At 45.8% G+C, this 25,298-nt stretch carries 31 protein-coding genes; 11 read left to right on the plus strand and 20 right to left on the minus strand.

All coding sequences use genetic code 11. From position 1 onward, the window contains the following. Window position 1: 1 nt before the first annotated feature. From KIH41_RS00775 to KIH41_RS00805, 8 genes are all read right to left on the minus strand, one after another. Window positions 2-1,693: a serine hydrolase domain-containing protein gene (locus tag KIH41_RS00775; protein ID WP_214161170.1), complete on the minus strand. Its 1,692-nt coding sequence runs from the start codon at window positions 1,691-1,693 to the stop codon at window positions 2-4. 65 nt (window positions 1,694-1,758) lie between these two features. Continuing rightward, window positions 1,759-2,916, minus strand: a complete 1,158-nt coding sequence (locus tag KIH41_RS00780) for an MFS transporter (protein ID WP_214161171.1) — start codon at window positions 2,914-2,916, stop codon at window positions 1,759-1,761. A gap of 15 nt (window positions 2,917-2,931) precedes the next feature. Further along, window positions 2,932-3,285, minus strand: coding sequence for a helix-turn-helix domain-containing protein (locus KIH41_RS00785; RefSeq protein WP_213945248.1), 354 nt, complete (start codon window positions 3,283-3,285; stop codon window positions 2,932-2,934). A gap of 5 nt (window positions 3,286-3,290) precedes the next feature. Beyond that, on the minus strand, window positions 3,291-3,584 hold the full coding sequence (locus tag KIH41_RS00790; protein WP_214161172.1) for a type II toxin-antitoxin system HigB family toxin: 294 nt from the start codon (window positions 3,582-3,584) through the stop codon (window positions 3,291-3,293). A 78-nt stretch (window positions 3,585-3,662) separates the two neighbouring features. Beyond that, entirely contained in the window at window positions 3,663-4,127 is a 465-nt protein-coding gene (locus KIH41_RS00795; protein WP_213945246.1) for a MaoC family dehydratase, read from the minus strand. Continuing rightward, window positions 4,105-4,341: an ORF6N domain-containing protein gene (locus tag KIH41_RS18295; protein WP_394369775.1), complete on the minus strand. Its 237-nt coding sequence runs from the start codon at window positions 4,339-4,341 to the stop codon at window positions 4,105-4,107. Before KIH41_RS18295 ends, KIH41_RS00795 begins: the two co-directional genes overlap by 23 nt. Then, complete coding sequence (locus KIH41_RS00800) at window positions 4,313-5,833, minus strand: P-loop NTPase family protein (protein ID WP_214161173.1); 1,521 nt, start codon at window positions 5,831-5,833, stop codon at window positions 4,313-4,315. The genes KIH41_RS18295 and KIH41_RS00800 overlap by 29 nt, the downstream gene beginning before the upstream one ends. A 1-nt stretch (window position 5,834) precedes the next feature. Continuing rightward, complete coding sequence (locus tag KIH41_RS00805; protein WP_214161174.1) at window positions 5,835-6,935, minus strand: vWA domain-containing protein; 1,101 nt, start codon at window positions 6,933-6,935, stop codon at window positions 5,835-5,837. Between the two features lie 82 nt (window positions 6,936-7,017). On the opposite strand from KIH41_RS00805, the gene KIH41_RS00810 reads away from it, so the two are divergent. The 3 genes from KIH41_RS00810 to mtgA are packed head-to-tail and all read left to right on the plus strand — an operon-like array spanning window position 7,018 to window position 8,834. Further along, window positions 7,018-7,290, plus strand: coding sequence for an acylphosphatase (locus tag KIH41_RS00810; protein ID WP_213945243.1), 273 nt, complete (start codon window positions 7,018-7,020; stop codon window positions 7,288-7,290). A 33-nt stretch (window positions 7,291-7,323) separates the two neighbouring features. Continuing rightward, entirely contained in the window at window positions 7,324-8,130 is an 807-nt protein-coding gene (locus KIH41_RS00815) for a class I SAM-dependent methyltransferase (protein ID WP_214161175.1), read from the plus strand. Next, the gene (mtgA, locus tag KIH41_RS00820; RefSeq protein WP_214161176.1) at window positions 8,130-8,834 is read left to right on the plus strand and encodes a monofunctional biosynthetic peptidoglycan transglycosylase; all 705 of its coding nucleotides are present in this window, start codon (window positions 8,130-8,132) and stop codon (window positions 8,832-8,834) included. The genes KIH41_RS00815 and mtgA overlap by 1 nt, the downstream gene beginning before the upstream one ends. Before the next feature lie 26 nt (window positions 8,835-8,860). On the opposite strand, the gene KIH41_RS00825 is transcribed toward mtgA, so the two are convergent. Genes KIH41_RS00825 through KIH41_RS00845 form a run of 5 tightly spaced genes read right to left on the minus strand, consistent with a single transcriptional unit; the run spans window position 8,861 to window position 12,646 of the window. Continuing rightward, window positions 8,861-9,199, minus strand: a complete 339-nt coding sequence (locus KIH41_RS00825; protein ID WP_214161177.1) for a type II toxin-antitoxin system PemK/MazF family toxin — start codon at window positions 9,197-9,199, stop codon at window positions 8,861-8,863. Further along, complete coding sequence (locus KIH41_RS00830) at window positions 9,186-9,398, minus strand: hypothetical protein (protein WP_214161178.1); 213 nt, start codon at window positions 9,396-9,398, stop codon at window positions 9,186-9,188. The genes KIH41_RS00825 and KIH41_RS00830 overlap by 14 nt, the downstream gene beginning before the upstream one ends. A 60-nt stretch (window positions 9,399-9,458) precedes the next feature. Then, entirely contained in the window at window positions 9,459-10,814 is a 1,356-nt protein-coding gene (locus tag KIH41_RS00835) for an FAD-dependent oxidoreductase (protein ID WP_213945238.1), read from the minus strand. 22 nt (window positions 10,815-10,836) lie between these two features. After that, the gene (gene kynU, locus KIH41_RS00840; RefSeq protein WP_214161179.1) at window positions 10,837-12,114 is read right to left on the minus strand and encodes a kynureninase; all 1,278 of its coding nucleotides are present in this window, start codon (window positions 12,112-12,114) and stop codon (window positions 10,837-10,839) included. A 19-nt stretch (window positions 12,115-12,133) separates the two neighbouring features. Continuing rightward, a complete protein-coding gene (locus KIH41_RS00845; protein ID WP_214161180.1) occupies window positions 12,134-12,646 on the minus strand; it encodes a 3-hydroxyanthranilate 3,4-dioxygenase in 513 nt (170 codons plus the stop codon). 96 nt (window positions 12,647-12,742) lie between these two features. Between KIH41_RS00845 and KIH41_RS00850 the strand changes: the two genes are divergently transcribed. Together KIH41_RS00850 and KIH41_RS00855 are read left to right on the plus strand one after the other, a co-directional pair. After that, window positions 12,743-13,726, plus strand: a complete 984-nt coding sequence (locus KIH41_RS00850) for a dipeptidase (RefSeq protein WP_213945235.1) — start codon at window positions 12,743-12,745, stop codon at window positions 13,724-13,726. Window positions 13,727-13,788: 62 nt separating this feature from the next. After that, a complete protein-coding gene (locus KIH41_RS00855) occupies window positions 13,789-14,409 on the plus strand; it encodes a thiamine pyrophosphokinase (RefSeq protein WP_214161181.1) in 621 nt (206 codons plus the stop codon). Here KIH41_RS00855 and prmC read toward each other — a convergent pair. After that, window positions 14,391-15,230, minus strand: a complete 840-nt coding sequence (gene prmC / locus KIH41_RS00860; RefSeq protein WP_214161182.1) for a peptide chain release factor N(5)-glutamine methyltransferase — start codon at window positions 15,228-15,230, stop codon at window positions 14,391-14,393. The genes KIH41_RS00855 and prmC overlap by 19 nt on opposite strands. A 108-nt stretch (window positions 15,231-15,338) precedes the next feature. On the opposite strand from prmC, the gene KIH41_RS00865 reads away from it, so the two are divergent. Both KIH41_RS00865 and KIH41_RS00870 read left to right on the plus strand, forming a co-directional pair. Next, window positions 15,339-15,578: a DUF6364 family protein gene (locus KIH41_RS00865; protein ID WP_246538901.1), complete on the plus strand. Its 240-nt coding sequence runs from the start codon at window positions 15,339-15,341 to the stop codon at window positions 15,576-15,578. Further along, on the plus strand, window positions 15,571-15,987 hold the full coding sequence (locus KIH41_RS00870; protein ID WP_214161184.1) for a type II toxin-antitoxin system VapC family toxin: 417 nt from the start codon (window positions 15,571-15,573) through the stop codon (window positions 15,985-15,987). Before KIH41_RS00865 ends, KIH41_RS00870 begins: the two co-directional genes overlap by 8 nt. On the opposite strand, the gene KIH41_RS00875 is transcribed toward KIH41_RS00870, so the two are convergent. Next, window positions 15,977-16,357 (minus strand): magnesium citrate secondary transporter, encoded by a 381-nt coding sequence (locus KIH41_RS00875; protein ID WP_213945230.1) that lies wholly within the window; start codon window positions 16,355-16,357, stop codon window positions 15,977-15,979. The two genes, KIH41_RS00870 and KIH41_RS00875, sit on opposite strands and share 11 nt — an antisense overlap. Next, window positions 16,357-16,641, minus strand: a complete 285-nt coding sequence (locus tag KIH41_RS00880) for a hypothetical protein (protein ID WP_213945229.1) — start codon at window positions 16,639-16,641, stop codon at window positions 16,357-16,359. Before KIH41_RS00880 ends, KIH41_RS00875 begins: the two co-directional genes overlap by 1 nt. A 135-nt stretch (window positions 16,642-16,776) precedes the next feature. On the opposite strand from KIH41_RS00880, the gene KIH41_RS00885 reads away from it, so the two are divergent. The 4 genes from KIH41_RS00885 (at window position 16,777) to guaB (ending at window position 21,977) form a co-directional block, all read left to right on the plus strand. Next, on the plus strand, window positions 16,777-17,964 hold the full coding sequence (locus KIH41_RS00885; RefSeq protein WP_214161185.1) for an RsmB/NOP family class I SAM-dependent RNA methyltransferase: 1,188 nt from the start codon (window positions 16,777-16,779) through the stop codon (window positions 17,962-17,964). 153 nt (window positions 17,965-18,117) lie between these two features. Next, complete coding sequence (locus KIH41_RS00890) at window positions 18,118-18,576, plus strand: ABA4-like family protein (protein WP_213945227.1); 459 nt, start codon at window positions 18,118-18,120, stop codon at window positions 18,574-18,576. Window positions 18,577-19,317: 741 nt separating this feature from the next. Next, window positions 19,318-20,109, plus strand: coding sequence for a hypothetical protein (locus KIH41_RS00895; protein WP_214161186.1), 792 nt, complete (start codon window positions 19,318-19,320; stop codon window positions 20,107-20,109). A gap of 389 nt (window positions 20,110-20,498) precedes the next feature. Further along, the gene (guaB, locus tag KIH41_RS00900; RefSeq protein ID WP_214161187.1) at window positions 20,499-21,977 is read left to right on the plus strand and encodes an IMP dehydrogenase; all 1,479 of its coding nucleotides are present in this window, start codon (window positions 20,499-20,501) and stop codon (window positions 21,975-21,977) included. A 61-nt stretch (window positions 21,978-22,038) separates the two neighbouring features. Here guaB and KIH41_RS00905 read toward each other — a convergent pair whose 3' ends face one another. The 4 genes from KIH41_RS00905 to KIH41_RS00920 all read right to left on the minus strand — a co-directional run bounded on the left by KIH41_RS00905 (window position 22,039) and on the right by KIH41_RS00920 (window position 25,233). Further along, window positions 22,039-22,674 (minus strand): response regulator transcription factor, encoded by a 636-nt coding sequence (locus tag KIH41_RS00905; protein ID WP_213945224.1) that lies wholly within the window; start codon window positions 22,672-22,674, stop codon window positions 22,039-22,041. A gap of 42 nt (window positions 22,675-22,716) precedes the next feature. Continuing rightward, window positions 22,717-23,343, minus strand: a complete 627-nt coding sequence (locus tag KIH41_RS00910) for a sensor histidine kinase (protein WP_317194900.1) — start codon at window positions 23,341-23,343, stop codon at window positions 22,717-22,719. Window positions 23,344-24,154: 811 nt separating this feature from the next. Continuing rightward, window positions 24,155-24,505 carry a hypothetical protein gene (locus tag KIH41_RS00915; protein ID WP_214161189.1) on the minus strand — a complete coding sequence of 117 codons (351 nt, stop codon included), beginning with the start codon at window positions 24,503-24,505 and terminating at the stop codon, window positions 24,155-24,157. 56 nt (window positions 24,506-24,561) lie between these two features. After that, window positions 24,562-25,233, minus strand: a complete 672-nt coding sequence (locus KIH41_RS00920; RefSeq protein ID WP_214161190.1) for a hypothetical protein — start codon at window positions 25,231-25,233, stop codon at window positions 24,562-24,564. Window positions 25,234-25,298 lie beyond the last annotated feature (65 nt).

A 25,298-nucleotide genomic window follows, 5' to 3' on the forward strand; every position in this document is an offset into this window, starting at 1 on the left:
TTCAATTGCCCACCTTATGAAATTTAAGGTTTCTAACTCGTCCGTTGGAGACCTTGTATTCCTTAACCTGGTTGTTCACATCACGTGTGAACACTACTTCCCGGAAGAAAAACTTATCCCCTTCAAAGGTATCCTTCTTAATGGGCTTGAGTACAATGTCGCTGTTGCGGGCATGTATGGCCACCAGCTGGTTGTCCACTATGGTCAGCTGGTACTCCGTGGAAAGCTCCTCACTGTAAAATGTCCCGGTAAAGTCCTTTAAAATAACTGATTTGGGATCAAAATCTAAACGGCGGCTGGCCTTCAGCACCTTGTTGGGTTGCTGGATCTCCAGTCGGCTGATTTCATTGTTGCCATCGGCAATAAAACGGATAGTAGCATCCTCGCCTTCCACTTTAAACTCCATCTCCGACAGTGCCCTCAGGTGTGATCGCCCCAATCCGGCTGGGCGGGCATAGATCCCGTTTTTATCTTGGCCGACAGTGAATATTCCCATGTTTTCAAGTTCATACTCCCCCACAAAGCGCTCCAGTTTTTGGTTGTCCATATCTGGATTTTCCTGTTGGGAGGGATTTTCCGCTTGCTTCTGGGCTATGGTTTCTTCCAGGTAAATATCGGTGACCTGCAGGGCTGTTCTTTGGGACACAAAAGAGGCGTCATTGCTGAATACGATGACTGCAAAATCCTCCTCGGGGAATCTGCCTAAATAGGTTCTGAAACCTGCATCAGCCCCACCATGATGGATTTGGAACAGTCCATTGTGCGGATTGACCATCTGCCCCAGTGCCCCGCCAAACTTCTCGCCATTGTTGAGGGTGGCCTCTGTATTCATTTTTTCGATCAGGGCTTTGTCGCCTACTTTTGGGTTCTTGAAATTGAGCACCCAAAGACTCAAGTCTTCCACGGTTGTAAAGAGACTGGTGGCGCCCACGTTGGCATAGCTGAGTACGCTTTTCTTGAAGCCTTCTGGATGAGGCTTGTAGGAGTAGGCACGGTTTTTCACAATCCTTTCATGGTCGTCATAAAAAAGGGTGCTTTTCATACCCAGAGGTTTAAAGATCCGCTCGGCGGTAAACTGGGCAAAGGTTTTCCCCGATACCCGCTCCACCACTTCTGCCAATAGAGTGAAGCCCGTGTTGCAATACACATATTCCTCGCCAGGTTCAAAGTTGAGTTCCTTTTGCTTACTGACCAGCTTCATCACATGTTCTTTCGTAATGACATCATCCATGCGCCACCCGGCCATGGTGAGTAGGTTCCACTGGTCCCTCATGCCACTGGTATGGTTGGCCAAATGGCGCAGGGTGATGGTGTGGCCAAAGTCCGGAACTTCCGGAACGTACTTTCTGATATCGTCATCCAGGTTGATGAGGCCATCCTTTTCCAAAAGCAGGACCGCAAATACGGTGAACTGTTTGGAAATCGAGGCAATATGAAAGACTGTGGAAGGGGTGTTGGGGATTGAATATTCTAGATTGGCGTTTCCATATCCTTTGGAAAGCACGACCTCACCGTTGTGGACTAAGGCTAGGGTAGCTCCCGGGGTGTCGGGTTTGTTCCATTGGGCAAATATGCTATCGATGCGGGCCTCTTTTTGAGAATTAATTTTAGAATTACTTTGCGCTTGGAGATTGGGGATTGCCAAAAAAGCCAATAGAAAAGCAATGATATAGTTAAGCCTTGGGTAATTCATTGGTTAATTGTGGGTTAATCAACTTAATAATACGAAGACTCCGGAAAAAATCATAGTTGTGGCAATCAAATTTTGCGACGAAGGCTGATTACCCCCAACAGTGGCCCCATTGCCAAGGCGGTAAATAGAAGCTTTTCACCCATGATAGGCAACATGAAATTCAGTACCTGAATGCTTACGATGGTGAGGGCAAAACCTATGCAGTTGACTATAGTAAGTGCGGTGCCACGGGTTTCTTGGGGGGCATTTTGCACCACGAGGGTTGAAAATAACGGAGAGTCGGCAGTCACGGCCATTCCCCAAATTAGCAGGAATAGGATAAGCAGGCCTGTGGATTCCCCTGCCAGAATTAAGGGGGAAAAGATACAGCATAATCCTGAAATGGCCAGGGAGGCTGTGGCGATTCTTTTTGCCCCAAATCTCAGGGAGAGCAAACCGCCCAAGGCACAGGAGATTCCGCCCACCGCTATGATCAAGAAGCTGAAAAAGGGAACATCTAGGTTCATGGAATCATGGCTAGCGTTGAAATAGGCAAGCAGCAGGGGCAAGAAGGCCCAAAAGGCATAAAGCTCCCACATATGTCCAAAGTAGCCAAAAGCTGCAGAACGGACATTTGCATTTTTAAATACATTGAGAAAAACTGGGGGGTCAAATTGCTGCCCGGCTTTGCGGTAGGGGCCGTCCGGGACAAAAACCAGGATCAACAGTCCACCCAGCATGGCCAGAAAGGTAGTGGAGTAAACTACATAATGCCAGGGGAGTGGCCCAGTCATGCTTTTCAGGAAATGGGGGAAGGCCGTGCCCAAAACCAATGCGCCTACCAGAAAACCCAAGGACTTTCCAAGGCCTTTATCATAATAATCGGCGGCTATCTTCATGCCCACGGGGTAGATTCCGGCCAAAAAGACGCCGGTCAGAAACCTATATAGCAATAGTTCCCAGTCCTGCAGATTCTCTAGACCAATAGCCCAATTGAATCCTGCTGCCAAGAGGGAGCTGAAGAAAAAAACCTTGGATGGGGAAAACCGATCCGCCACAGTCAGTATGGCAAAAATCAGGGTGCCGGTGATGAACCCAAACTGAACGGCACTGGTAAGGTGGGCAAGAAAGTCAATCGGAAGCCCGTGCTCAGCAATAAGGTCCGGCAACACCGCATTGCCGGCAAACCATAGGGAAGTGCAAAGGAATTGTGAAAGGACAATGATGGGGAGAATGTGCTTCATTGAAAGCAAAAAAACTTATTCCGATAGCAGGGATTCATAAGGGATGTTTAATTTATGATGCAAGTTTTTTATCATTGTCAAGGATAGTTTTCTTTTGCCTTTGAATAATTCAGAAACTCGACTTTTATACCCTAAAATATCTGCCAAATCTTTATTGTCCATACCCAGTTGTTCCATTCTAAATTTAATTGCGTCTAAGGGGTTTGGAGGATCAATGGGATAAAACTCCTCCTCATACTTTTCGATCAGTAAGACCAACAGCTCTGCTTCATCACCTTCTGGAGTATTCGCAGGGGCATGGAAGATTTCCTCAAGCCTGCTTAGGGCCATTTGATACTCTTCTTCGTTTTTTAAAACCTTGACAATCATTTTTTTTATATTGTTTGGGCATCTAATTTATCGTAATCTTTATGGGTACCAATAAATCTGATGAAGACCCATTGGCGCATAAAGTTTATTTCCACAATTAACCTATATCGGTTACCGCAGATATTGAATACAACCCTTCCTCCTTTCAGAATACTAGCTTTCGTATAATCCTGCTTAATATCAGCCGGGCTTTCCCATGTTGCTTTAGAGACTTCCTTAAACCAGCTTTTTAGCTGACTTTCGGTTTCTGGATTTTTTAGCCAAAATTCTTTAAGTGGTTTTTTTGAAATTACTCTCATCTAAAACAATAAAAATAAAACAAAAGTTACCAAAACGGTAATTAAAAAAAGTAAAGCCCAATAAAAACGGGCTTTAGCTTATTGGAAATGATAAAGAAAAACCAAGTTTGCCGTGAATGCGGGCTTTCTTTGGCCTTTGATCTCCAGCTTTACCTTCATTTCTGTTTTGATCGTGCCCCGAAGGTTGGTGATATTGGCCAAGGTGGCGTTTAGCCTTACCTCATCGCCAACCAAAACGGGTTGGGCAAAACGCAGGCTTTCGATTCCGTAGTTGACCATCATTTTGAGATTGTTCACCTTGACGATCTGCTCCCAAAGGAAGGGAACGATGGAAAGGGTGAGGTATCCATGGGCAATCGGACCGCCGAATGCGCCTTCTGCCTTTGCTTTTTCAGGATCGGTGTGGATCCACTGGTGGTCCATAGTAGCATCCGCAAAAAGGTTTACCTGCTCCTGGGTGATGGTGTGATAGGCAGATACACCCAGCTCCTTACCCACATGCTGTTCGAACTCCTCGAAACTATTTATGATCAATTGGCTCATGTCTATTGTTATTTAAGGCCATGAAGATATTAAAAAGGCTTGGTATGAAAAAGAATTTTGATAAGCCATTCTCACTTGAGGTCGCATTTTGCGACCTCAAGGCAATCCATTCCTTAATCGTCAACTGAAACATAAAGTCGGGAGGAAACCTGCTCGACGTGGCGATTTTGGCTTCAATTGCTGATTTATCTAAAATCATCTTCTTCATCCTCATCGTTTGGCCCCATGTCAAACATGCTGCTGAACAAATCCTTGAACTGCATGCCGGTCTCTAGCAGCTTTTTGCTCAACTGACTGTATTCGGCCAGCCCATGGAGGGCAAACTCCATAAAGAATTCTTTCTCCTTTTCGGAGAGTTTCTTGATATTTTGGGTGACGATCTCTTCCAAGCCTGGAACTTGATGTAGGGCATTTTTATAGTCCTTATCGGATTGGGAAGCGAGAATGTCAATTTCCTTTCCTTCACCAAACCAAGCCAAGGGTAGTACATAAGGGTTGCTTTCTTTTTCCTTTCTTTTCTGGTCAGGGCTGGGGAAATAGTCCGTAAACAAAGTCCTGATTGCTTTGCCGATGAGACTGTAGGCTACAAGTCCAGCTCCTTCCTGCTCGCCTTCATAGACCAATTCCACTTTCCCGGTAATTGCGGGGACGATGCCAATTAGGTCGGCCACCCTGACTACGGTTTTTTCCTCACCGTTTTTATACAGCCTTCGTTCCGCGGCCGAAATCAGGTTTTCATAGGCTGAAATGGTCAAGCGAGCAGATACACCACTTTTTTCATCCACATATTCGCTCTTTCTGGCTTCAATGGCCACCTGCTCAATCAGGTCCTTCATTAGCTCGGGCACATGGATCCTTTCCAATGGCTTTCCGGCAAGTTTGGCCTCTTGGGCCGTGATATGCTTCCCGATCTCAATGGATTTAGGATAATGGGTAATGATCTGGCTTTCGATCCGGTCTTTCAGTGGCGTTACGATGCTGCCCCTGTTGGTATAATCCTCCGGGTTGGCCGTGAAGACAAACTGGATGTCCAGCGGAAGCCTTAATTTGAAGCCACGGATCTGGATATCTCCTTCCTGCAGAATGTTGAAAAGGGCCACCTGAATCCTGGCCTGCAGGTCGGGGAGCTCGTTGATCACGAAAATGCTGCGGTGGGAGCGGGGTACCAGCCCGTAATGGATCACCCTTTCGTCATTGTATGAAAGTTTCATGGTAGCAGCCTTGATAGGGTCCACATCCCCGATCAGATCAGCCACCGACACATCCGGAGTGGCCAGCTTTTCGGTATAGCGGTCTTTCCGGTGCCACCAGTCGATGGGAGTCTTGTCCCCTTTTTCTTCAATCAGCTGTTTGGCAAAGCTGGAAAGAGGCGCCAAGGGATCGTCGTTGAGTTCAGATCCCTGCACTACGGGCACATATTCGTCCAGCAGGTAGGTCATCATCCTGGCGATCCGGGTTTTTGCTTGGCCTCTCAGCCCTAGAAAATTGATGTTGTGCCTGGAGAGGATGGCCCTTTCTATATCCGGGATCACGGTGTCCTCGTAGCCCCAGATGCCCTCAAATACATTTTTTCCCTCCTTGATGTTTTGGATGAGGTTGGAGCGGAGTTCTTCTTTAATGCTGCGGGATTGGTATCCGGAGGCTTTCAATTCCCCCAGTGTTTTTATTTTCAATAGGTCCTTACCGGTAAGGTTTTGATACTCCATGTTAAAAACGTTTGGTTCGGTTTCGTTTAAAATCTTCAAAAATCAGGTTGCCAAGGCCTTTCAGGTCGCTATAGTAGGCGTTTCCGTTGTTGGCTTTGGTAAACTCCCTGACAAATTCTTTCAAATAAGGGTCCGAGGCGATCATAAAGGTGGTCACCGGGATCTGGTTTTTGCGGCACTGGGTGGCCAGCTTCAGGGTTTCGTTCAAGATTTTGCTGTCTATCCCAAAGCTGTTTTTGTAATACTTGATGCCGACTTTCAGACAAGTGGGCTTGCCGTCGGTGATCATGAAAATCTGCTTGTTGGGGTTTTTTCGCCTGCGCAACAGGTCCATGGCAAGCTCCAGCCCTGCCACGGTATTGGTATGGTAAGGGCCCACCTGCAGGTAGGGCAGATCTTTGATCTGGATCTGCCAGGCATCGTTGCCAAACACGATGATGTCCAGGGTGTCTTTGGGGTAGCGGGTCTTGATGAGCTCGGCCAGGGCCATGGCCACTTTTTTGGCCGGGGTGATGCGGTCTTCCCCATACAGAATCATGGAATGGGAAATGTCAATCATCAGCACCGTGGAGGTCTGGGATTTGTACTCGTTTTCCACCACCTCCAAGTCATCCTCAGTAAGCAGGTAATCGCCTGAAAGACCATGGTTGGCCTGGGCGTTTCTCAGCGAATCGGTCAGGGCGATCTGGTCCAGGTTGTCCCCAAACTGAAATGCCCGCCTGTCGGTGCCCCTTTCCTCCCCCTGGCCCGAATGGGTGGTCTTGTGCTGTCCCGACTTGCCGCGTTTGAACTTGCCGAAAATTTCCTCAAGCGCATTTTTGCGAATTTGTTGCTCCGACTTACCTGTGATTTTGATTTCCCCTTTTTGGTTTTCCTCGGTGAGGTAGCCTTTTTCCTTCAGATCCTCTATAAAATTCCCGATCCCGTAGCCGGGATTGGTCATGTTGTATCTTTTGTCCAAATTGCTGAGCCAGTTCAGTGCCTCGGCCACATCGCCCCCGGTCATGGTGACCAGCTGCAGGAAGAGGTTGAGCAGGTTTTCAAAGGTGCTCTTGGCCGGGTCCTGCTGTGGCACAAACTTGGTAAACTTAAATCCTTTCATACTTCCGCTCCTGATTTGGATTGATAACAATAAATCTGGGTGGGAGGTTTAATGGCAAAAGGAAGCTTAACAAAAAGAAACCATGAAAACCAACAAACGCATAAAGGTAATAGGCAAAGTGCAGGGTGTCTTTTTCAGAAAGAGCACCCAGGAAAAAGCCAGGGAGCTGGATGTTTCCGGTTGGGTGAAAAACGAGCCAGACGGGTCGGTACTGGCCGAACTGGAGGGCCACAGGCACGCGGTGATGGCCATGGAGGCCTGGCTCAAGCAGGGACCTGAAAAGGCAGAGGTCGATAACCTCATCATTCAGGATGGCGAAGAACAGGGTCATACCTCGTTTGAAATCATCCGATAATGTCGTTTATTTGGCCGTAAATTCATTTATTCCATGGCATCAAAATATATTCACGGCTACCAGGAAGTAGAGCAGGAGCGACTTGTGGAGCAGGCAAAGGTGATAGAAAACCAGATTTTCGACTTTATCGACTTTTCCCAGGTGAACAGGCTTCTCGAAATAGGCAGCGGGGTAGGAGCGCAGACCGAAATTTTGCTGAAAAGATTTCCCCACCTCTCCATCACGGGCGTGGAGTATGAAAGCAAGCAGATCGAAAAGGCCTACAAAAACCTGGAAAAGCACGGATTTGATACCGACAAAGTGGAGTTTATCCATCAGGATGCCACCCAACTTAGTTTGGAGAAGGAGTTTGACGGAGCTTTCATTTGCTGGGTACTGGAGCATGTGCAAAATCCCCAGGCAATATTGACCAGCATGAAGCCTTGCCTGAGGGACGGGGCCATGGTGGTGGTAACGGAGGTTTTTAACAGCACATTTTATACTTACCCGGAAAGAAAAGAAATCCAGGATTATTGGAAAATCTACAACGATTACCAAATCAGCATAGGAGGGGACCCTGAAGTCGGGGCCAAGTTGGGAAGCATGCTTTCCGATGCCGGATATAAAGGCATACAACTCCGAAGCGGAGGGTTTCATTTGGACAAAAGGGAAGCAGATCAAAAAAGAAAGGTGTTTTCCTATTGGAAAAACCTCATGAGCAGCGGCGCGCCAAACCTGATGGAGGAAAACCTGATCACGGAAAAAGAGGTGATCGCCATGCAACAGGCTATGGATGAACTCAGGGAACAGGAGGATTCCATATTCTTTTACAGGTTCATACAGGCCACGGCTTTCAAATAATGAAATTGATCAAGTGGTTGTTGCGGCTGATGAGCCGGTTACTGTTTTGGTTTTTGGTGCTGAGCGTAGGGGGTGTGGTACTTTTTAAATTTGTGCCCGTACCGGTGACCCCGCTCATGCTGATCCGCATGCTGGAGGACTACAACGATGAAAACAGGCAGGTAAAGTTCAGCTATAACTGGAAGCCTCTTTCAGAAATCTGCCCTGAGCTGCCCCTTGCCGTAGTGGCTGCAGAGGACCAGAAGTTCCTTACCCATTCCGGATTTGACAGGGAGGCCATCGAGAAGGCTTTTGAAAGCAACAAGTCGGGAAAACGTATCAGGGGTGGAAGCAGCATTTCCCAGCAGACGGCCAAAAACGTATTTTTATGGCCGGAGAGAAGCTATCTTCGAAAGGGATTGGAGGCTTATTTCACGGTTTTGATTGAATTTATCTGGGGAAAGAAACGGATATTGGAAGTGTATGTGAATGTCATCGAAATGGGGCCGGGGATATATGGGGCAGAGGCCGCAGCGAAGGAATATTTTCGCAAACCGGCGGCACAACTCAGCAGACAGGAAGCTGCATTAATAGCAGCGGTCTTGCCAAACCCCAGACGATGGAATCCCTCGAAACCTACCAGTTATAACCGCCAGCGTCAGCAGTGGATACTGAGGCAGATGAATAATCTGGGGGAGCTGAGGTATGAGTATGATTATAAATAATTGTAGAAAGACCAGTGAATGAAATGTCATAGCTGCAAAACGATTGATATACTAGCCTTTAATTTCTCTAATACATCTTCATTAACTGCACCTATTTTTCTTATAAGTCTAGATTGGGAAACAGATCTAATTTGAAAGCAATCAGCTGTGGATATTTTACTCAAAGAGTTAAGTTGATTGGGAATAATTTTAACCATCCAGGGAGCTGAAGAATATCTCTCCTTCCAATCAGTAATTGGGACTATGATTTTTAATGGTAATTTTCCTAGATCATCATTACTGATAATTATGCAAGGCCTGGTTTTCTTAATTTCAGCTCCTATTGTGGGGTCAAGGTTGATTAAATAAATATCACCTCGGTTCATAAAATTCCTCAGTATCTAAGGCTGTAAAAGCAGTTAATTCAGGGTCATGGGAATAATCCTCATATAAAAGGTTAGCAGCCTTTTTCAATTTAGAAGAAATTTCCTCTTTCCGAATTGCAGAAAGTGTCTTTTCTATGATGAAAAGCCTTTCTTCTTTCGGGAGTTTGCTGATTTCTTTGATTAATTCCTTGGTACCCATCGTATTAAATTACCCAATAATTTTTAAAAAAAGAAACTTACATTTTTTTTATGGGAGATTTTAAACCATCCTCGCCGTTTCCACCTGATCAATAATATCCTCATAGTCGAGTTTATCCCAGTTTTGGGTGATCAATGGATCAGCCATCACTTTGTTCATGATGCGGTCCTGGATTTTTCCCTGGGCATAAGCCTCGGAATATGGGATATCCGAAAACGTCACCATGGTATAAAGCGGAATCCACTCCTTCGGATACAGCTCATGGAGTCTGGCTTCGATTTTTTTCCGGATCAGGAATTTCGGATCGGATACCGCATCCCGCATTTCAATGAAATTTTCCAAAGCTAACTGGCTGATGGCATCCGTGTCAGGCTTTCTCATTTTCTGGAACTTCTCGAAAATCAGTTCCCAAGAAGTGGTGCCGTACTTTTCGATTAACCCATCCAATACATAGCAGTCCTCAAAACCGCAGTTCATACCTTGGCCATAGAAAGGCACCATGGCGTGGCTGGCGTCTCCGATCAGCAAACACTGGTTCTTGACCCAAGGGTAGCAATTGATGGTAATAAGTGCCGAAGTCGGATTTTTGAAGAAATCCTCCCCCAGCGTTGGCATCATGTTGTAGGCGTCGTTGAAATACGTCTTGAAAACGCTTTCAACATCCTTTTTGTCATGGATTTTATCAAAGCAAACCTTTGTTCCTTCAAAAGGAAGGAATAGTGTGCAGGTAAATGATTTGTCGGGATTGGGAAGTGCGATGAGCATAAATTTGCCCCTCGGCCAAATATGGAGCGCATTTGGGTCCATGGCAAACTCACCCTCGGCAGTCGGTGGAATGCTCAGTTCCTTGTAGCCATGGGAAATGTAATGCTGGCTAAAGTCGAACCTTTCCTGCTTCTGCATGGAACTTCTCAAAGCAGAATAAGCTCCATCAGCGCCGATGATCACATTGGCCTGATGTTTCTTGGCCTCCCATTTGGGCAGGGAAAACTTGATCTGCTTTTTGTAAATGTTGACATCCTCGCATTTGTGCTCAAAGTTTAGCTGGACCCCAACTTTTTCGGCCTCATCCACCAAGATTTGGTTGAACTTGCCCCTGGAGATGGAATAGATGGCCTCCCCGTCCTTTCCGTACTGCTGGAAAGTGGTGTTGCCATGCTCATCGTGGATGCGGCGGCCATACATGGGAATGGCCAAATCCTTGATCTTGTCTTTCAGACCGACCTTTTCCAGGGCTTTCCAGCCCCTGTCGCTCAATGCCATGTTGATGGATCTGCCCTCTTCTTTATAAAGCTGGTGACGGCGGTCCTCTCTTTTTTCAAAGATAGATACGTCCAAACCTCTTTTTCTTAAGAATATGCCCAGTAACGAGCCGATCAATCCCGCACCTAAGATGCTAATATTGTTATTTTCCATTCAATCTCCTCTTTCTATCGCTTTAAGCGAATTTCTTCAATGCTAGTTCCAGTCTTTGAGCGAATTTGTATACGTCCTCAAAGCTGTTGTACAGCGGGGCAGGGGCTATGCGTATCACGTTGGGATGCCTCCAGTCGCCGACTATTCCATGGGCATACAGCTCGTCAAAGACAGCCTTTCCGCCTTTATGAACCAGCAAAGATAACTGACAGCCTCTTTCTTTCGGGCTTTTTGGTGTTATTATTTCCAAAATGCCGCTGTCCCCGCTGATACTTTCGATTAAGAACTCCAGGTATCCTGTCAATAGTTCACTTTTCTGTCTTAGCTTCTCCATTCCGGCTTCCTCAAAGATATCCAGTGAGGCCTGGTGGGCTGCCAGTGCCAGCACGTTGGTGTTGGAAAGCTGCCACCCATCTGCCCCGTACATGGGCTTGAAGCCTTTTTCCATCTTGAAGCGCTCCTCCTCATCGTGACCCCACCATCCGGCAAACCTTGGCAGGTCGGGATTGTTTGCGTGGCGCTCATTGACAAAAATCCCCGAGATGTTGCCCGGACCGGAATTCATGTATTTGTAGCTGCACCATGTGGCAAAGTCCACGTCCCAATCATGCAGCTTTAGCGGGATGTTTCCAGCCGCATGGGCAAGGTCAAAACCCACCTGGGCTCCTGCTGCATGCCCTGCTTCGGTGATTTTCCTTATGTCAAAAACCTGCCCGGTGTAATATTGCAACCCGGCCATCATCACCAAAGCCAGTTCATTTTTATTCTCCTCAATTGCACTAAGGATGTCCTCAGTCCTAAGGGTATGCTCCCCTTCGCGGGGGCTGATTTCAATAATGGCCTCTTCGGGCTTATACCCATGGAATTTCACCTGGGTTTCCAGCATGTAGATATCCGATGGAAAAGATCCCGCTTCAGTCAGCACCTTGAATTTCTTGTGGGTGGGCTGGTAGAAGCTTACCATCAAAAAGTGGAGGTTGCTGCTCAGGTTGTTCATGGCCACTACCTCATGCTCCTTTGTCCCCAGGATGTTGGCCAGCATGGGTTTGGATTTCTTGCGGATGCTGTACCAAGGGGACTCCCCGTGAAAATGGCCATCCACGGCCATTCTGGCCCAACGGTCCATTTCCTCCTGAATATAGCTGATGGCGGATTTGGGCTGTAGGCCCAGAGAGTTGCCGCAGAAATAGATGGCCTGCTGTCCGTTTACCTCCGGAAATAAGAATTTGTCACGGAAGGACCTTAGCGGGTCCTTTTCGTCCATTTCCTTGGCAAAAGCTTCGGTGTTTTGGTATTGCATGATTGATGGTTTTTTAGGGTTATTTCTTGAGTTGCTCCCCACAGTTGGAGCAGGTAGTAAGTTCCGGATTTGACCAGAACCTTTCCATGATGGGTGGAAGCTGATTTACGATGTCGGTGATTTCGGCATATTCCTCGTAAAGTTTGTGGCCGCAGTTTTCGCAGTGCCAGATGAACCCGTCGAGTTCGCCGGGCCTTCGGTAGCGTTCAAAAACCAATCCTACGGTATTGGCCGGCCGGCGGGGGCTGTGGGGTACTTTTCCCGGAAGCAAGAACATCTCACCCTCTTTGATGATGATGTCCCTGGGCTCGCCCTCATCAATGACCTTCAGGGTGATGTCCCCTTCGATTTGGTAGAATACCTCCTCGCCTTCGTTGTAGTGGTAGTCTTTTCGGGAATTTGGCCCACCTACCACCATGACGATAAAGTCTTTGTTGTCATGAAAAACCTGCCGGTTGCCCACGGGTGGTTTGAGCAGGTGGCGATGGTCGTCTATCCATTTTTGGAAATTGATGGGCTGGGGTAATGCCATGGTTTGGATTCTTTTTTGCTTTGAAATCAAACAATAAATGTATAAAATTTCTCTCAGTTTTTGCCTTAATTTGTTATCAGACTAAAATCCCTCAAAATGAGCTACCCTATAATTGACACCCACTGTGACCTGCTTTCCTACTTGGCCAAAGTGCCAAATGCCGATCCCCAGAGCAGGGATATTGCCTGCGGAATTCCCTTTCTCAAGGAGGGAAACGTGAAGCTGCAGGTCATGGCCATCTACACGGACGTGGCGCCTGGGAGCATGGAGGTAGCCACCAAGCAGGTGGGCAAGTTCAAGGCTATGCTCAATATGCATCAGGATGACGTTTGCCTGGCGGACAGGGACTTTTTGGCCTCCCTAGGGAATGAGTCGAAAATTGGGGCCGTTTGCGCCATTGAAAATGCTGCTGGGCTGGGAGATGAAAATGCCGATTGGACGGCCATTTATACCCAATTGGACAATATCATAGCCAATACCGGCCGACTGGCCTATATTTCCCTTACCCACCATACCGAAAACCGCTTTGGCGGGGGGAATTATACCGAAGTGGGGCTGAAAGACGACGGCAGAAGGTTGCTTGATTATATTTCCGGCAAGCAGATCGCCATTGACCTTTCCCATACCTCAGATTGGTTGGCTCAAGGGATTTTGGAACACATTACCGTCAAGCAGCTGGACGTGCCGGTAATTGCCAGCCATTCAAATTTCAGGGCCATCTGGGACCACAGAAGAAATTTAACGGATGAATTTGCCAAGGAAATCATTCATAGGAAAGGGATTATAGGGGTAAATTTTTTGAGGGCATTTTTGGACAATGCCGTTCCCGAGCGGATTTTTGACCACATCAAGCACGGGTTTGCCATTGGGGCAGAAGACTGCATCTGCTTCGGTGCGGACTTCTTTTACACCAAAGATTTCCCCGACAAGAGCAGGCATCCATTCTATTACCCGCTGGTGGAAGATGCCTCCAAATACCCATCTGTCCTGGAAAGCTTAAAGAGTGATCTAAGCGGTGAACAGCTTGAAAAACTGGCCTATAAAAATGCCCAGAGGTTCTTTAAATCAGTTTGGAAATAAGATGCATAGTCCACAGTCGATGGTCGACTGTGGACCATGATCAACCATCAACCAACACTACCATGTCATCACATCATTTTGTAAAGGAAAATCAGGAGCCGGCATTGGTCATACTTGGCCTTGAAGGTTTGGATTATGATACTATAGCGCCATTGTTGGAGTGGGTGCCTACTGTGGCGGTTACGGAAGAAACCGTCGAAAAGGTCATTTCTTTGGGGATAAAAATAGATCTCATTTTAGCCTCTATAGGATTTCAAAAGGAAAACATCCATCTGCTTGAAGAGCAGTACCCGGTAAGGTTTATGACTGCCAAAGAAGGCAAGTATCTGGAAGAAGGCCTACAATACCTGGTCGCTTCCAAGCATTCTGCGGTGAACATCTTGGGGTATGACCACCTGAAGGTTTTTAGTCTCTTGGACAAACTGGAGTTTTTGAATATCGTGATCTGGGATGGGCCTATGCGGTATTTTCCGGTGAAGGGAGGAAGGTTAAAGAAATACTTTTCAACCGGCTCGCTGCAGCTTCATGCTGCTGAGGATTCCTTTGTGGAGATGGTAAATGCTGAGGGCAGCGAACTGATTCAGATCAAGCATGCCACCTTCGTCGAAGTGGAGGAGGGCATGGTGGAGTTGAAAGCCAAGGACCTGTTTTGGGTTGGGGAACTTCAGGGCGTACAACCGTAGACAATCCTGTCTTTTCCATTGAGGTCTTGATAGATACTTACCTTCTCATAGCCTAACGCTCCCATCAATTCCTTGGTCTCCTGACCAAAAGCCTCATTGATCTCAAAATAAAGAGTTCCCCCCGGCTTTAAGACTTTCAAGCCTTTTTCGGCTATTGTTCTGTAAAAAATCAGTGGGTCTTCATCGCTTACAAACAGGGCCAGGTGCGGTTCGTGGGATAAAACGTTAGCCTGCATCTGGGCTTTTTCAAGTTCCCGGACATAGGGAGGATTGCTCACCAGGATGTCCAGATCGGGATAGGGGATGTCGGCCGATAAAATATCCGCTTGGTGAAAATCAACCGCGGCATCTAGCAGCATTGCATTTTCCATGGCAACTTTCAGCGCCTCATGGCTCACATCGAGACCAAATACTTTAGCCTCTGGGATTTCCAAGGCCAGGGTGATGGGAATGCAGCCGGTTCCGGTGCCTATGTCCAGGATCTTTGGAGCCGGTAGGCGGTTTTCCTTCAGGATCAGGTGTACCAGTTCCTCCGTTTCATTTCTTGGGATCAGCACGGCTGGTGTGACCTTAAATTCCCGACCGTAGAAAGGGGCCTTTCCGAGAATGTACTGGATGGGAACTTCCTGCTTCACTTTTTGCAAGGCTTCCAAAAAGGAGGCTTTATCATCTTGTATGGATTTGTCCTGCAAAACTTCCATTCTCCTGAAATTGAAAAAGTGTTCAAACAGCCAAAAAACAAGGCTTTCCGCCTCCTGTTTGGGATAGGTGGAGGAAAGTTCGGTAACTGATTCTAGGAAGAGTTCTTTGGAGGATGGCACAGCTCTTTGTTGGATTTGTTCGCAAATTTACTTAAACAATTGTGCTTTCAATAAAAGAATTTTTTTGTAACTTATTTGTGTTATAGCTTTATATACGATGATGTGAACATGAAATTAACGCTATCCATAAAAAAGTCAGTGATTGAGGGAGCGGAAAAATATGCTTCTGAGAAGGGTATTAACCTTTCAGAAATCGTGGAAACCTATTTGGTTAAATTAGCCAAAAATCAGGAACATAAGCCTTCTTCTCAAAAAGGGATAAGGTCTTTAAAAGGGATACTTAAAAATAGTGAGGATGTGGACTACAAGAAAACCATAGAAGAGGAAATTTTCAAAAAACATGGATAATATTTTTTTGGATACAGATGTTATTCTGGATTTTTTGTTAAATAGGGAGCCTTTTTCGAACTATATGGATCAGCTTTTTATCTTGTCCGAAAAGGGCAATGTCAATTTTTATGCTTCTTCATTAAGTTTCAATAATATTTATTATATATCCAGAAAGACATTAGGGCATAAAAAGGCAGTAAAGATTTTACAAGAATTGATTGATACCATTCATGTTCTTAATGTTGGTAAGGAGGAAATTAAGAAAGCTTTAGATGGAGATTTTGCTGACTTTGAAGAAGGTCTTCAAGAGGCAGCTGCTCTAAATGTTTTTGATTTAAAAGCCATTTTAACTAGAAATAAAAAGGATTTTAAAAACTCTGTTTTTAAGATATTAAGTCCTGAAGAGTATTTGGGGCTCAATGAATAGGATCTTTTATTTCTTTATTTCCCCTATTAATCCAAAAATAAAACCCCACTGCCCCGATCGCATACATCAGCACATCCCACCAGTCCCTGGTATATACTTCGGACCGCATCGGGAGAATGACTTCGAAGATCAGACTGAAATACAGTACAGCCACTGCTATTTGGGTTTTGGTGAAAACGAACTTGGCCTTTAATGAATGAAACCAGCGGAAAGCCTGCAGTGTGAGTCCCAGCACCACCGGCATGGCCAAAAGATCATCCAAATAAGCATGCACATACGGGATAAATATTCCCTGCACTTTTTCCAAGTATTGGTTTACCCAAAACAGGATGCAGCAGACAATGAAAAAAGGGTTTTTAAATACGCTCATCAGCCGGGCAAAGCGGCAATCAGCCAAGCAATAAAGGAAAGGATGGACATGTAGATGATGTAGAAGGTATTGCCGACTTTCTTCCAGAATTTGACAAAGTCACTGTCATCTTCGCGAATATAAAAAATCCAGCTTTCAGCGCGCTCCTGAGCCTTCTGGCGATCCCTGTTTCTGTGCTCAAGGTCTTCTCCACCCAGTGGCTTGCCGCAGTGATCACAGGGGTCTTCCAGTTTTTGGTTCCAATCGGACCATTTTCCGCAGTGTGGACATCTTTTTTCTCCCATATCACAAAATTAACCTTTTCTTTTAAACCATACCCTGAAGCAAGAAATATACCCGATAGGTTTCTTATCCTTTCAAATTGAACCATAAGCCCATATGAAATGATTATCTTTGTGGATTAAAATTTAAAAATATATATGAAACTTCACTCCAACACGGTTTACGGTGTGGTAAATGCCCTTGATGAGATCTTCTTCAACAACAAATATGCGGATAAAGTCATTGAAAAAACCCTAAAGTCCAATCCCAAGTGGGGGGCAAGGGACAGGGGATTCATTGCCGAAAGCGTATATGAGATGGTCCGCTGGTGGAGGCTAATCAATGAGGTGAGCCCATCAGATGATATTTTTCATCTTTTCGCTACCTACTGGCTCATGCAGGGCAACACCTTGCCACCATGGAGGGAGTTTGAAGGAGTGGATGCCTCCAGAATAAAATATAATTACGACACTATCCGCGAAAGGGCCATCCTGCAGTCCATTCCAGACTGGATGGATGAGATGGGCGAAAACCTGCTCGGGGATAAATGGGATGAGGAACTCGATACCCTCAACCAGCAAGCCCAAGTGGTGATCCGTGCCAACTCCCTTAAGACCACCAAGGAGGATCTGATGAACCGACTTGGGGAAGACGGGGTGGAAACCTATGCTCCAAAAGGCTACCGTGACGCTCTCGTGTTGGCCAAAAGGCAAAATATTTTTAGACACCCTGCTTTCAAAGAAGGGCTTTTCGAAGTGCAGGATGCCTCTTCCCAGTTGGTAGCCTCTGCTTTGGAGGTGGAGCCGGGCATGCGGGTGATTGATGCCTGCGCGGGTGCGGGGGGCAAATCCCTTCATCTGGCCGCGCTCATGGAAAATAAGGGCAGGATCCTTTCCATGGATATTGAGGAGTGGAAACTGAAAAACACCAAGCTGAGGGCCAGAAGGGCTGGAGTAAGCATCATAGAGCCAAGAGTCATAGAAAGCAACAAAACCATCAAGCGATTGGCGGAGTCTGCAGACAGGTTGCTTTTGGATGTGCCTTGCTCAGGTTTGGGGGTGTTGAAGCGTAATCCGGACACCAAATGGAAACTCACCCCTGAGTCTATTTCCAAGGTTCAGGAAGTGCAGCAGGAGATCATCCAGGATTATTCCAGTATGCTCAAGCCTGGGGGAATGATGGTCTATGCCACCTGCAGCATCCTCCCTACCGAAAACCAGCTGCAAGTGGAGAAATTCCTCAACAGTGAAAAAGGAAAAGGCTTCGAGTTGATTAGCGATGAGAAGGTTTTGGCCCATGAGAGTGGATTTGATGGGTTTTATATAGCTAGGTTGAAGAAAAAGTGATTGTACTAAGTACAATGTACTAGGTACTAAGTATAGTGGTTCAGGCCAAGTTGAGGCACAGAATTAAGCGTTGAAAAATGGACTGTATCTTAGTACTTTGTACCTTGTACATAGTACAATAAATGTCTATATTTATTTAAAATTCAGATAAATATGGACCTCGAGATGATGTTTACCATTGTCAATGCTGTGGCTCTGTTGAGCTGGGTGTTGCTGTTTGCTTTTTATCATACCCATTGGGTCTACCCCTCACTTTTTTCGGGGGTCATCGTATTTTTGGCCGCGGTCTACCTTTATTATATCAGTGTTGGGTTTACCGGAGGGGCCGAAGGAGGATTTAACAGCCTCAGGGAGGTCCGCATGCTTTTCCAGGATGATTATGCATTGCTGGGCGGCTGGGTGCATTACCTTGCCTTCGACCTTTTTGTGGGCATGTGGGTAGCCAAGGATGCCCATTACCGTAAAATTAACCGCTGGCTGCTGCTTCCCTGCCTTTTCCTGACCTTTATGCTTGGCCCTGTGGGTTTGCTGCTGTATCTGGTGATCAGAGCGCTGAAAGCAGGGGAGGTGGTTCAGTATCCATTTGCTAAGTCGACGGACTTTGCTCCTTAAATAAAAAAATGGGCCACAAAGGCACGAGGGCGCAAAGGTTTATTGAAGAAAAAGGGGTCACGAAGTCGCACTAAGTTAAAAAGAAGTCGAAAAAAAATGGCCACTAAGGCACGAGGGCGCAAAGGTTTATTGAAGAAAAAGGGGTCACGAAGTCGCACTGAGATAAAAAGAAGTCGCATGAAGGGATTTCTTTAAAAAATGGCCACAAAGACCCAAAGGCGCTAGGTTAGAGTGAGGAAACAATGGGTCACGAAGTCGTACTAAGTTAAAAAGAAGTCGAAAAAAAATGGCCACTAAGGCACGAGGGCGCAAAGGTTTATTGAAGAAAAATGGGTCACGAAGTCGCACTAAGTTAAAAAGAAGTCGAAAAAAAATGGCCACTATGGCGCGAGGGCGCAACGGTTTATTGAAGAAAAATGGGTCACGAAGTCGCACTAAGTTAAAAGGAAGTCGAAAAAAAAAGGCCACTAAGGCGCGAGGGCGCTAAGGTTTATTGAAGATAAATGGGTCACGAAGTCGCACTAAGTTAAAAGGAAGTCGAAAAAAAAAGGCCACTAAGGCGCGAGGGCGCAAAGGTTTATTGAAGAAAAATGGGTCACGAAGGACACCAATATTAAAAGGAGTCGTAAGAAGGAAAGAATTGGTCACAATGATGCTGAATGGCTAAGAATAACGCCTGATTTAAAATGTCTTTGTACATAGTACCTAGTACCTAGTACATAGTACCCAAAAAATAAACGCATGTACACCCTGAAATACAAAACAACCGCAAATTTCTTTCGAGAACTGTATGTGAGAAATCCGCTTCTGGTGACCTTTGGGGTAGCCAATGGTTTGGGTTTTTTGGCGGTGCTGGCCATTTCGATGTTTGATCACCGCATGCTCCTTGGCGTGAATGTATGGGTGAAGCCCATGAAGTTTTTTATTTCCATTGCAATATTCGTAATGACCCTGGCCTGGTACATGGCCTATATTCCCTCTCCCAAAAAAGTGAGGCTCATCTCGATTGGGATAATAGCGGTGATGGGGCTAGAAATACTGATTATAGCAGGTCAGGCCAGCATGGGCAAGCTTTCCCATTTCAACGTTTCCTCCCCCTTTGATGGTTTGCTGTTTTCCCTGATGGGGATGGCGATTGTGGTAAACACCCTGTTGGTATTATGGGCGTTTGTCCTATTTCGTAAAGCCCAGGGCCTTCCCCGGGGCTATAAACTGGCAATCCAACTGGGGATGGCGATCTTTATCCTTGCCAGCCTGGAGGGGTTTGTTATGGTATCAAACTTGGGGCACACCATCGGAGCCGAAGATGGGCAACCCGGCTGGTTTTTCCTCAACTGGGCATATCAGTACGGAGACCTTAGGGTGGCCCACTTCCTTGGTCTGCATGCCCTGCAGGCAATACCCCTGTTTGCCTGGTTTGCAAGCAAGGATAAAATTCGACCGGTGATTATTTTTGCATTGGTGTACGGATTACTCTCCCTAGTCACTTTCCTCCAAGCTCTAGCGGGCATGCCTTTGATATTTATGAATTGAAATAACTGGAGAAATGCTCACTAAGTCGCACAAAGTTCAAAAGAAGTCGCGCCAAGTTATAATTTTATTGCATTAATTGTCCGCGAAGGATGAAAACCTGCCTTTGTCGACAGACAGGCCTGCTTGCAGCAAAGGCAAGCTCGGCGAAACTCCATTAGAACTCTGAGTTACCCTGCCTGCGCAGGCAGGTCTGTGTCCCTTTTGACCTGGTGCCCTTGAAATCTTAGTACTTTGTACCTAGTACCTAGTACACAAACCTACCAAACAATCCCTCCAATACCCTGCCTTTCAGATAAAAATCTTCTGATTTATTTTTTGGGAATTTGATTCGGATATAAAAAAGTTTGTATATTTGACGGGCAAATAGGGTTACCTAACCAATATTTGCTATGAATCGAAACTCAGATAAATTCCTCTTTGAAGCGCTCACCTACGATGACGTGCTTCTTGTGCCGGGTTACTCAGAAGTACTACCACGCGACACCAACACCTCCACCCAACTTACCAAAAACATCAGACTCAACATTCCGTTGGTGTCTGCGGCCATGGACACCGTGACCGAAGCTGAACTGGCCATTGCCATCGCTTTGGAAGGGGGACTAGGCTTCATCCACAAAAATATGAGCATCGAGCAGCAGGCCGCACAGGTCCGCAAGGTGAAAAGATCCCAAAGTGGGATGATTCTGGATCCCGTCACCCTTGATATTGAAGCCAAAGTGAGAGACGCTGAGGCCATCATGAGCGAACACAAGATCGGTGGCATCCCGGTGATCAATGAAAACCGCGAGCTTATGGGAATCATCACCAACCGTGACCTTCGCTTTATCAAGGATCCCAACCGCCTGATCAAAGATATCATGACTTCCGAAAACCTCGTGACAGCCAAGGGCGGGATCACCCTGGAGCAGGCTGAGGAAATCCTTCAGGAGTATAAAATCGAGAAACTTCCCATCATTGATGAGGATAACAAGCTTTTGGGCTTGATCACCTACAAGGATATCCTTAAGAGAAAAGACAAGCCTAACGCCTGTAAGGATGAGTATGGCAGGTTGAGAGTAGGGGCGGCCGTAGGCGTGACTGCTGATATCGAATCCCGCGTGGAGGCTCTCAAAAATGCAGGAGTGGACGTGGTAAGTATTGATACCGCCCACGGACATTCCAAAGGAGTGATCGAAACCTGCAAAAAGATCAAAGACAAATTCCCAGAACTTGACGTGATTGTTGGCAATATCGCCACTCCGGAAGCGGCCGTAGCTTTGGCCGAAGCCGGCGCTGATGCGGTAAAAGTTGGCGTAGGCCCGGGAAGTATCTGTACCACCAGGGTAATCGCCGGAGTGGGTGTACCCCAGCTATCCGCGGTATTTGAATGTGCCGAGGCACTTAAAGGAAAAGGCGTGGCTGTAATAGCCGATGGCGGGATCCGCTATTCAGGTGATGTGGTCAAAGCCATTGCCGCAGGTGCTGATGCCATCATGGTCGGGTCATTGCTAGCCGGAACCGAAGAGGCTCCAGGGGAGATGATCATCTATGAAGGAAGAAAATTCAAGTCTTACCGCGGGATGGGCTCTTTGGAAGCCATGGAATCGGGCTCCAAAGACCGCTACTTCCAAGATGCCGAAGACAATATCAAGAAGCTTGTTCCAGAAGGAATTGTGGGCCGTGTGGCCTTCAAGGGACTTGTGCAGGAAGTGCTTTACCAATTGGTGGGAGGGCTTCAGGCCGGTATGGGTTACTGTGGCACGCAGTCTATTGATGATCTGCAGAAAAACGGCAAGTTTGTGAAAATCACCGCTGCCGGTGTCCGCGAATCCCACCCCCACGATGTAAACATCACCCGCGAAGCGCCAAATTATAGCGCGAAGTTTTAAATACGAAATCCCTGTGTGTAGGGGTGAAAAATTTTTCACCCCTACACACAGGGATTTTTTTTTACAAATTCATCTCCAAACCTTTCTTAATCAGTTCCGTGGCGTTGTTGACCTCTAGTTTTTGGTGGATTTTTTTGCGGTGGGCCTCTATGGTGTGTACGCTGAGGCAGAGCTTGTCGGCGATGTCCTTATTGGCCAGGCCCTCCACCACGATGAACTTCAGAATCTCGGTTTCCCGACGTGAAAGCTTGAATTTTTCCTTATACACATCCAGATAAATTTCTTCGCTGGCCTGCTTGAGCACATTGGGGTAGTGGAGGATGTGGCGGTTTTCTACCACTTCATAGATGGTATACACCAACTCATCCGGATCCGCATCCTTGAGTATATAGGCATCAATACCCTCTTTTACACAGGCTTTGAATATTTCCTCATCATCATACATGGAGAGCACGATGATCTTGCAGCGCTGACAGGTTTTACGGATGTTTTTGATCAGGTTCATGCCGTCCATGCCGGGCATGTTGAGATCAGTGAGTACCATATGCGGCTGGGGCCTATATTCCTTCAGATGGTTTAGCACTTCCAGTCCGTTTTGGAATATTCCATCCACTTGGATTTCCTCATCCTTCTCCAACAAACCCGCTATCCCTTTGGCAAACATTTTATGGTCGTCTGCCAGCACTATCCTGATCATGATTTCTTATTTTAAATTCTTACCCAATTTAAGGGTAAAGAATCAATTTGGCAAAATAAGTTTGATGGAGGTTCCTCTTCCGGGAAAGGAGTCTATTTGGGCTTTCCCGCCTATGCTTTTCATGCGGCTTTCGATATGGTGCAGCCCCATGCCCTGGCTGGCCTGGGAAGTGTCGAAGCCAAGCCCGTCGTCGCTGATTTCCAGTTGCATATTGTCCTGGCTGCTTTCAATCTTTATCTTTAGCAGACTGGGCTGGGCATGTTTGATGGCATTGTTGAGACATTCCTGGGTTAGGCGCGCCAGTACAAGCTTGTGATCCTGAGGCAGGTCATCCAGCGGGGTATCATATTCGAGTTTTGTTTGGCAAAATCCGGTCTTCTCGATCTTTTCCAATTCCTTTTCTATAAAATCCTTAACGCCAATCCCTTCGATCCAGCTTAGGTTGAGTGCTTTGGATAGGCTTCGCACTTCTTTGATGGCCTGTGTGAGCAGTTTTTTGGATTCAAAAACCTGCTCGGGCCCGCCCTGGTTTAAGTTCAGCTTGGCCAGGGATAGCATCTGCCCAATGTTATCATGTAGCTCTTGACCAATGTACTCCAAGGTCTGTTCTTGCATCTCCTTTTCCACCCTCAATATAGTATGCTCGTATTCTGCTTGTAATAATGCCACCTGCTGTTTGTTTTTAAGCTGTTTTTGGCGGTGGAATATTACCATGAAGATGATGCACATGGCCAGAATTAACGTAATTGAGATTCCCGCAAGAATAATTATGTAAACTTCGAAAGTTGTAGGGGAATTCATCTTCTGGATGCAATAGTCTTTTCTTTGAAAATATACGGCGTGTAGAAGGAAAAGGCGAATATGAGATAAGAGGTGGCGCTTAGGAACCTTACCACTGCTCGTAAATTTAAAAATAGCTCTTTATTCATCTCATACAAAACCTGGATAGAGCTAAAATAAATGGCCGTAGAACTATAAAAAATTAAAATTCCGCTTACGATCCATATATGAGGAATTCCAAAAATGTTCTGATTTTCATATTGACCTTGCAAAATTACATCTATAAAAAACTTAACACAACATCCAATTATTATAAGACTAATTATCGAATAGGAATAGGTATGAAAAACGGATGTTATATCTTGGAAAAAAAGTGTGTTAGCAATACCCCATAAAATAAATCCTAACATTGAAAACCTTACTGCTTTTCTAAATTTTGCATCCTCTGATATTAAGGTGAAATATAGTAAAATCAAAAGGCTTTCAATGTATACAAATGCTATATTGTATAATAAGGAATTGTTTATTGACCTGATTTTTAAATAATACCCAGTCATTTCTAATATCAACACCAACCCAATAATGAAGAAGAATAGCCTATGGATAGGCTCATAGTTGTTCTTTTTTAAGAAAAAAACCGGAATGGTAATGAGAAATGAAATGAAAATGAAAGTATTATATAAATCCATGGGCAATTCGATTAAATGTCGCCTCCACAGTGGGGTGGACAAAGCTGGCCCCCATTCTCTATTTGCTCATCCTTAGTAGGATCCTCATTATCGTTGGAGGCGGCCAATACCACGGTAAGTTGACCTGTATAGTCATGGCCGCTTTCCTCTAGGTAGTCATTTCCATATTCAGCAAAGAATATCTTTAGCCCCCCCTTTTTTTCGTCAGTCTGGGCAAGCAGCTTTTCGATGGTGTGCCTATCAAACCATATCGATCGGGATTGCTCAGTGATTACTTTGCCCTCCCTGTTCGTAGCAGGTTTGCCGATACCTACTTCTTTTCTGTAATTGGCGGATAACTTTTTTAGTTCTTCAAGTTTCATGGTTTTAGGTATAAGGTGTTCTAATTTATTAAGGATATTTTAATTCTCCATGATGATCAGGAAAATTTATAGGTTTTGGCAAAGAGGGTAGGGGCAAATAAGGACATGCCTATGATCAAAAGCATCAATCCGCCCAGGGAATGGCTGAAACTCAATGTAGTCTGAATCAGGGAGATTTCTGCCTGTGGATACATATACAGGATCCCCAACATAAATATACTCTCCAAATAAAAGATGATTACCCCTATGCTCACCCAAAAATTGGATATGGACAACAGGTTTTGATCTGCAAATTCCTGTGAGGTGAGGTTTTTATACAAAGACTTTCCTGCCAGGATCAATACTAGCGTCCAGAGAGGAAGGTAGTTGATATAGTGCATGTGGTGATTCACATCCGTTTGCCAGTCTATACACATGCTCGGGATGAGCAGCATCAGTATCATGATGCCTATGACCAGCACCCTATTTCTTAAGATAGGTAGCTGCTGGGAAAAATAGTAGGTCAGGATAGCCGGCACCACATAAAACCAGCTCAGGGTATACATGATGTTTTTGTTGATGGCTTTAGTAATTAGAAATTGGTTCAGTGTCTCAAAAATGAATACCAATATCAGACAAATCAGCAACAAGACTTCCGATTTCTGAAAACTGGACTGCTTCTGAATCAGGTAGCCCAAGGCCACCAGGGCGCTCAGGCATATTAACAGTAAATAGATTGGTGAACTCATGATAAAAATACTTGTGGTTGACCATTCAAAGTAACCATATACTGGCCACATAAAAAATACCCCGA

Origin of the sequence: Litoribacter ruber (assembly GCF_018500185.1) — a bacterium.
In the GTDB taxonomy this organism is placed as follows: domain Bacteria; phylum Bacteroidota; class Bacteroidia; order Cytophagales; family Cyclobacteriaceae; genus Litoribacter; species Litoribacter ruber.

Excerpts from the sequence above, each read along its gene's own strand:
- KIH41_RS00870 (WP_214161184.1), top strand. The coding sequence starts at position 15,571 with ATGGATAATATTTTTTTGGATACAGATGTTATTCTGGATTTTTTGTTA.
- kynU (WP_214161179.1), bottom strand. The coding sequence starts at position 12,114 with ATGCAATACCAAAACACCGAAGCTTTTGCCAAGGAAATGGACGAAAAG.
- KIH41_RS00790 (WP_214161172.1), bottom strand. The coding sequence starts at position 3,584 with ATGAGAGTAATTTCAAAAAAACCACTTAAAGAATTTTGGCTAAAAAAT.
- KIH41_RS00920 (WP_214161190.1), bottom strand. The coding sequence starts at position 25,233 with ATGAGTTCACCAATCTATTTACTGTTAATATGCCTGAGCGCCCTGGTG.
- KIH41_RS00805 (WP_214161174.1), bottom strand. The coding sequence starts at position 6,935 with ATGAAAGGATTTAAGTTTACCAAGTTTGTGCCACAGCAGGACCCGGCC.
- KIH41_RS00875 (WP_213945230.1), bottom strand. The coding sequence starts at position 16,357 with ATGAGCGTATTTAAAAACCCTTTTTTCATTGTCTGCTGCATCCTGTTT.
- KIH41_RS00825 (WP_214161177.1), bottom strand. The coding sequence starts at position 9,199 with ATGAACCGAGGTGATATTTATTTAATCAACCTTGACCCCACAATAGGA.
- KIH41_RS00850 (WP_213945235.1), top strand. The coding sequence starts at position 12,743 with ATGAGCTACCCTATAATTGACACCCACTGTGACCTGCTTTCCTACTTG.
- KIH41_RS00810 (WP_213945243.1), top strand. The coding sequence starts at position 7,018 with ATGAAAACCAACAAACGCATAAAGGTAATAGGCAAAGTGCAGGGTGTC.
- guaB (WP_214161187.1), top strand. The coding sequence starts at position 20,499 with ATGAATCGAAACTCAGATAAATTCCTCTTTGAAGCGCTCACCTACGAT.
- KIH41_RS00780 (WP_214161171.1), bottom strand. The coding sequence starts at position 2,916 with ATGAAGCACATTCTCCCCATCATTGTCCTTTCACAATTCCTTTGCACT.
- KIH41_RS00885 (WP_214161185.1), top strand. The coding sequence starts at position 16,777 with ATGAAACTTCACTCCAACACGGTTTACGGTGTGGTAAATGCCCTTGAT.
- KIH41_RS00775 (WP_214161170.1), bottom strand. The coding sequence starts at position 1,693 with ATGAATTACCCAAGGCTTAACTATATCATTGCTTTTCTATTGGCTTTT.
- mtgA (WP_214161176.1), top strand. The coding sequence starts at position 8,130 with ATGAAATTGATCAAGTGGTTGTTGCGGCTGATGAGCCGGTTACTGTTT.
- KIH41_RS00845 (WP_214161180.1), bottom strand. The coding sequence starts at position 12,646 with ATGGCATTACCCCAGCCCATCAATTTCCAAAAATGGATAGACGACCAT.
- KIH41_RS00785 (WP_213945248.1), bottom strand. The coding sequence starts at position 3,285 with ATGATTGTCAAGGTTTTAAAAAACGAAGAAGAGTATCAAATGGCCCTA.
- KIH41_RS00895 (WP_214161186.1), top strand. The coding sequence starts at position 19,318 with ATGTACACCCTGAAATACAAAACAACCGCAAATTTCTTTCGAGAACTG.
- KIH41_RS00835 (WP_213945238.1), bottom strand. The coding sequence starts at position 10,814 with ATGGAAAATAACAATATTAGCATCTTAGGTGCGGGATTGATCGGCTCG.
- KIH41_RS00890 (WP_213945227.1), top strand. The coding sequence starts at position 18,118 with ATGGACCTCGAGATGATGTTTACCATTGTCAATGCTGTGGCTCTGTTG.
- KIH41_RS18295 (WP_394369775.1), bottom strand. The coding sequence starts at position 4,341 with ATGAGGATGAAGAAGATGATTTTAGATAAATCAGCAATTGAAGCCAAA.
- KIH41_RS00865 (WP_246538901.1), top strand. The coding sequence starts at position 15,339 with ATGAAATTAACGCTATCCATAAAAAAGTCAGTGATTGAGGGAGCGGAA.
- KIH41_RS00880 (WP_213945229.1), bottom strand. The coding sequence starts at position 16,641 with ATGGGAGAAAAAAGATGTCCACACTGCGGAAAATGGTCCGATTGGAAC.
- KIH41_RS00830 (WP_214161178.1), bottom strand. The coding sequence starts at position 9,398 with ATGGGTACCAAGGAATTAATCAAAGAAATCAGCAAACTCCCGAAAGAA.
- KIH41_RS00905 (WP_213945224.1), bottom strand. The coding sequence starts at position 22,674 with ATGATCAGGATAGTGCTGGCAGACGACCATAAAATGTTTGCCAAAGGG.
- KIH41_RS00855 (WP_214161181.1), top strand. The coding sequence starts at position 13,789 with ATGTCATCACATCATTTTGTAAAGGAAAATCAGGAGCCGGCATTGGTC.
- KIH41_RS00915 (WP_214161189.1), bottom strand. The coding sequence starts at position 24,505 with ATGAAACTTGAAGAACTAAAAAAGTTATCCGCCAATTACAGAAAAGAA.
- KIH41_RS00795 (WP_213945246.1), bottom strand. The coding sequence starts at position 4,127 with ATGAGCCAATTGATCATAAATAGTTTCGAGGAGTTCGAACAGCATGTG.
- KIH41_RS00815 (WP_214161175.1), top strand. The coding sequence starts at position 7,324 with ATGGCATCAAAATATATTCACGGCTACCAGGAAGTAGAGCAGGAGCGA.
- KIH41_RS00800 (WP_214161173.1), bottom strand. The coding sequence starts at position 5,833 with ATGGAGTATCAAAACCTTACCGGTAAGGACCTATTGAAAATAAAAACA.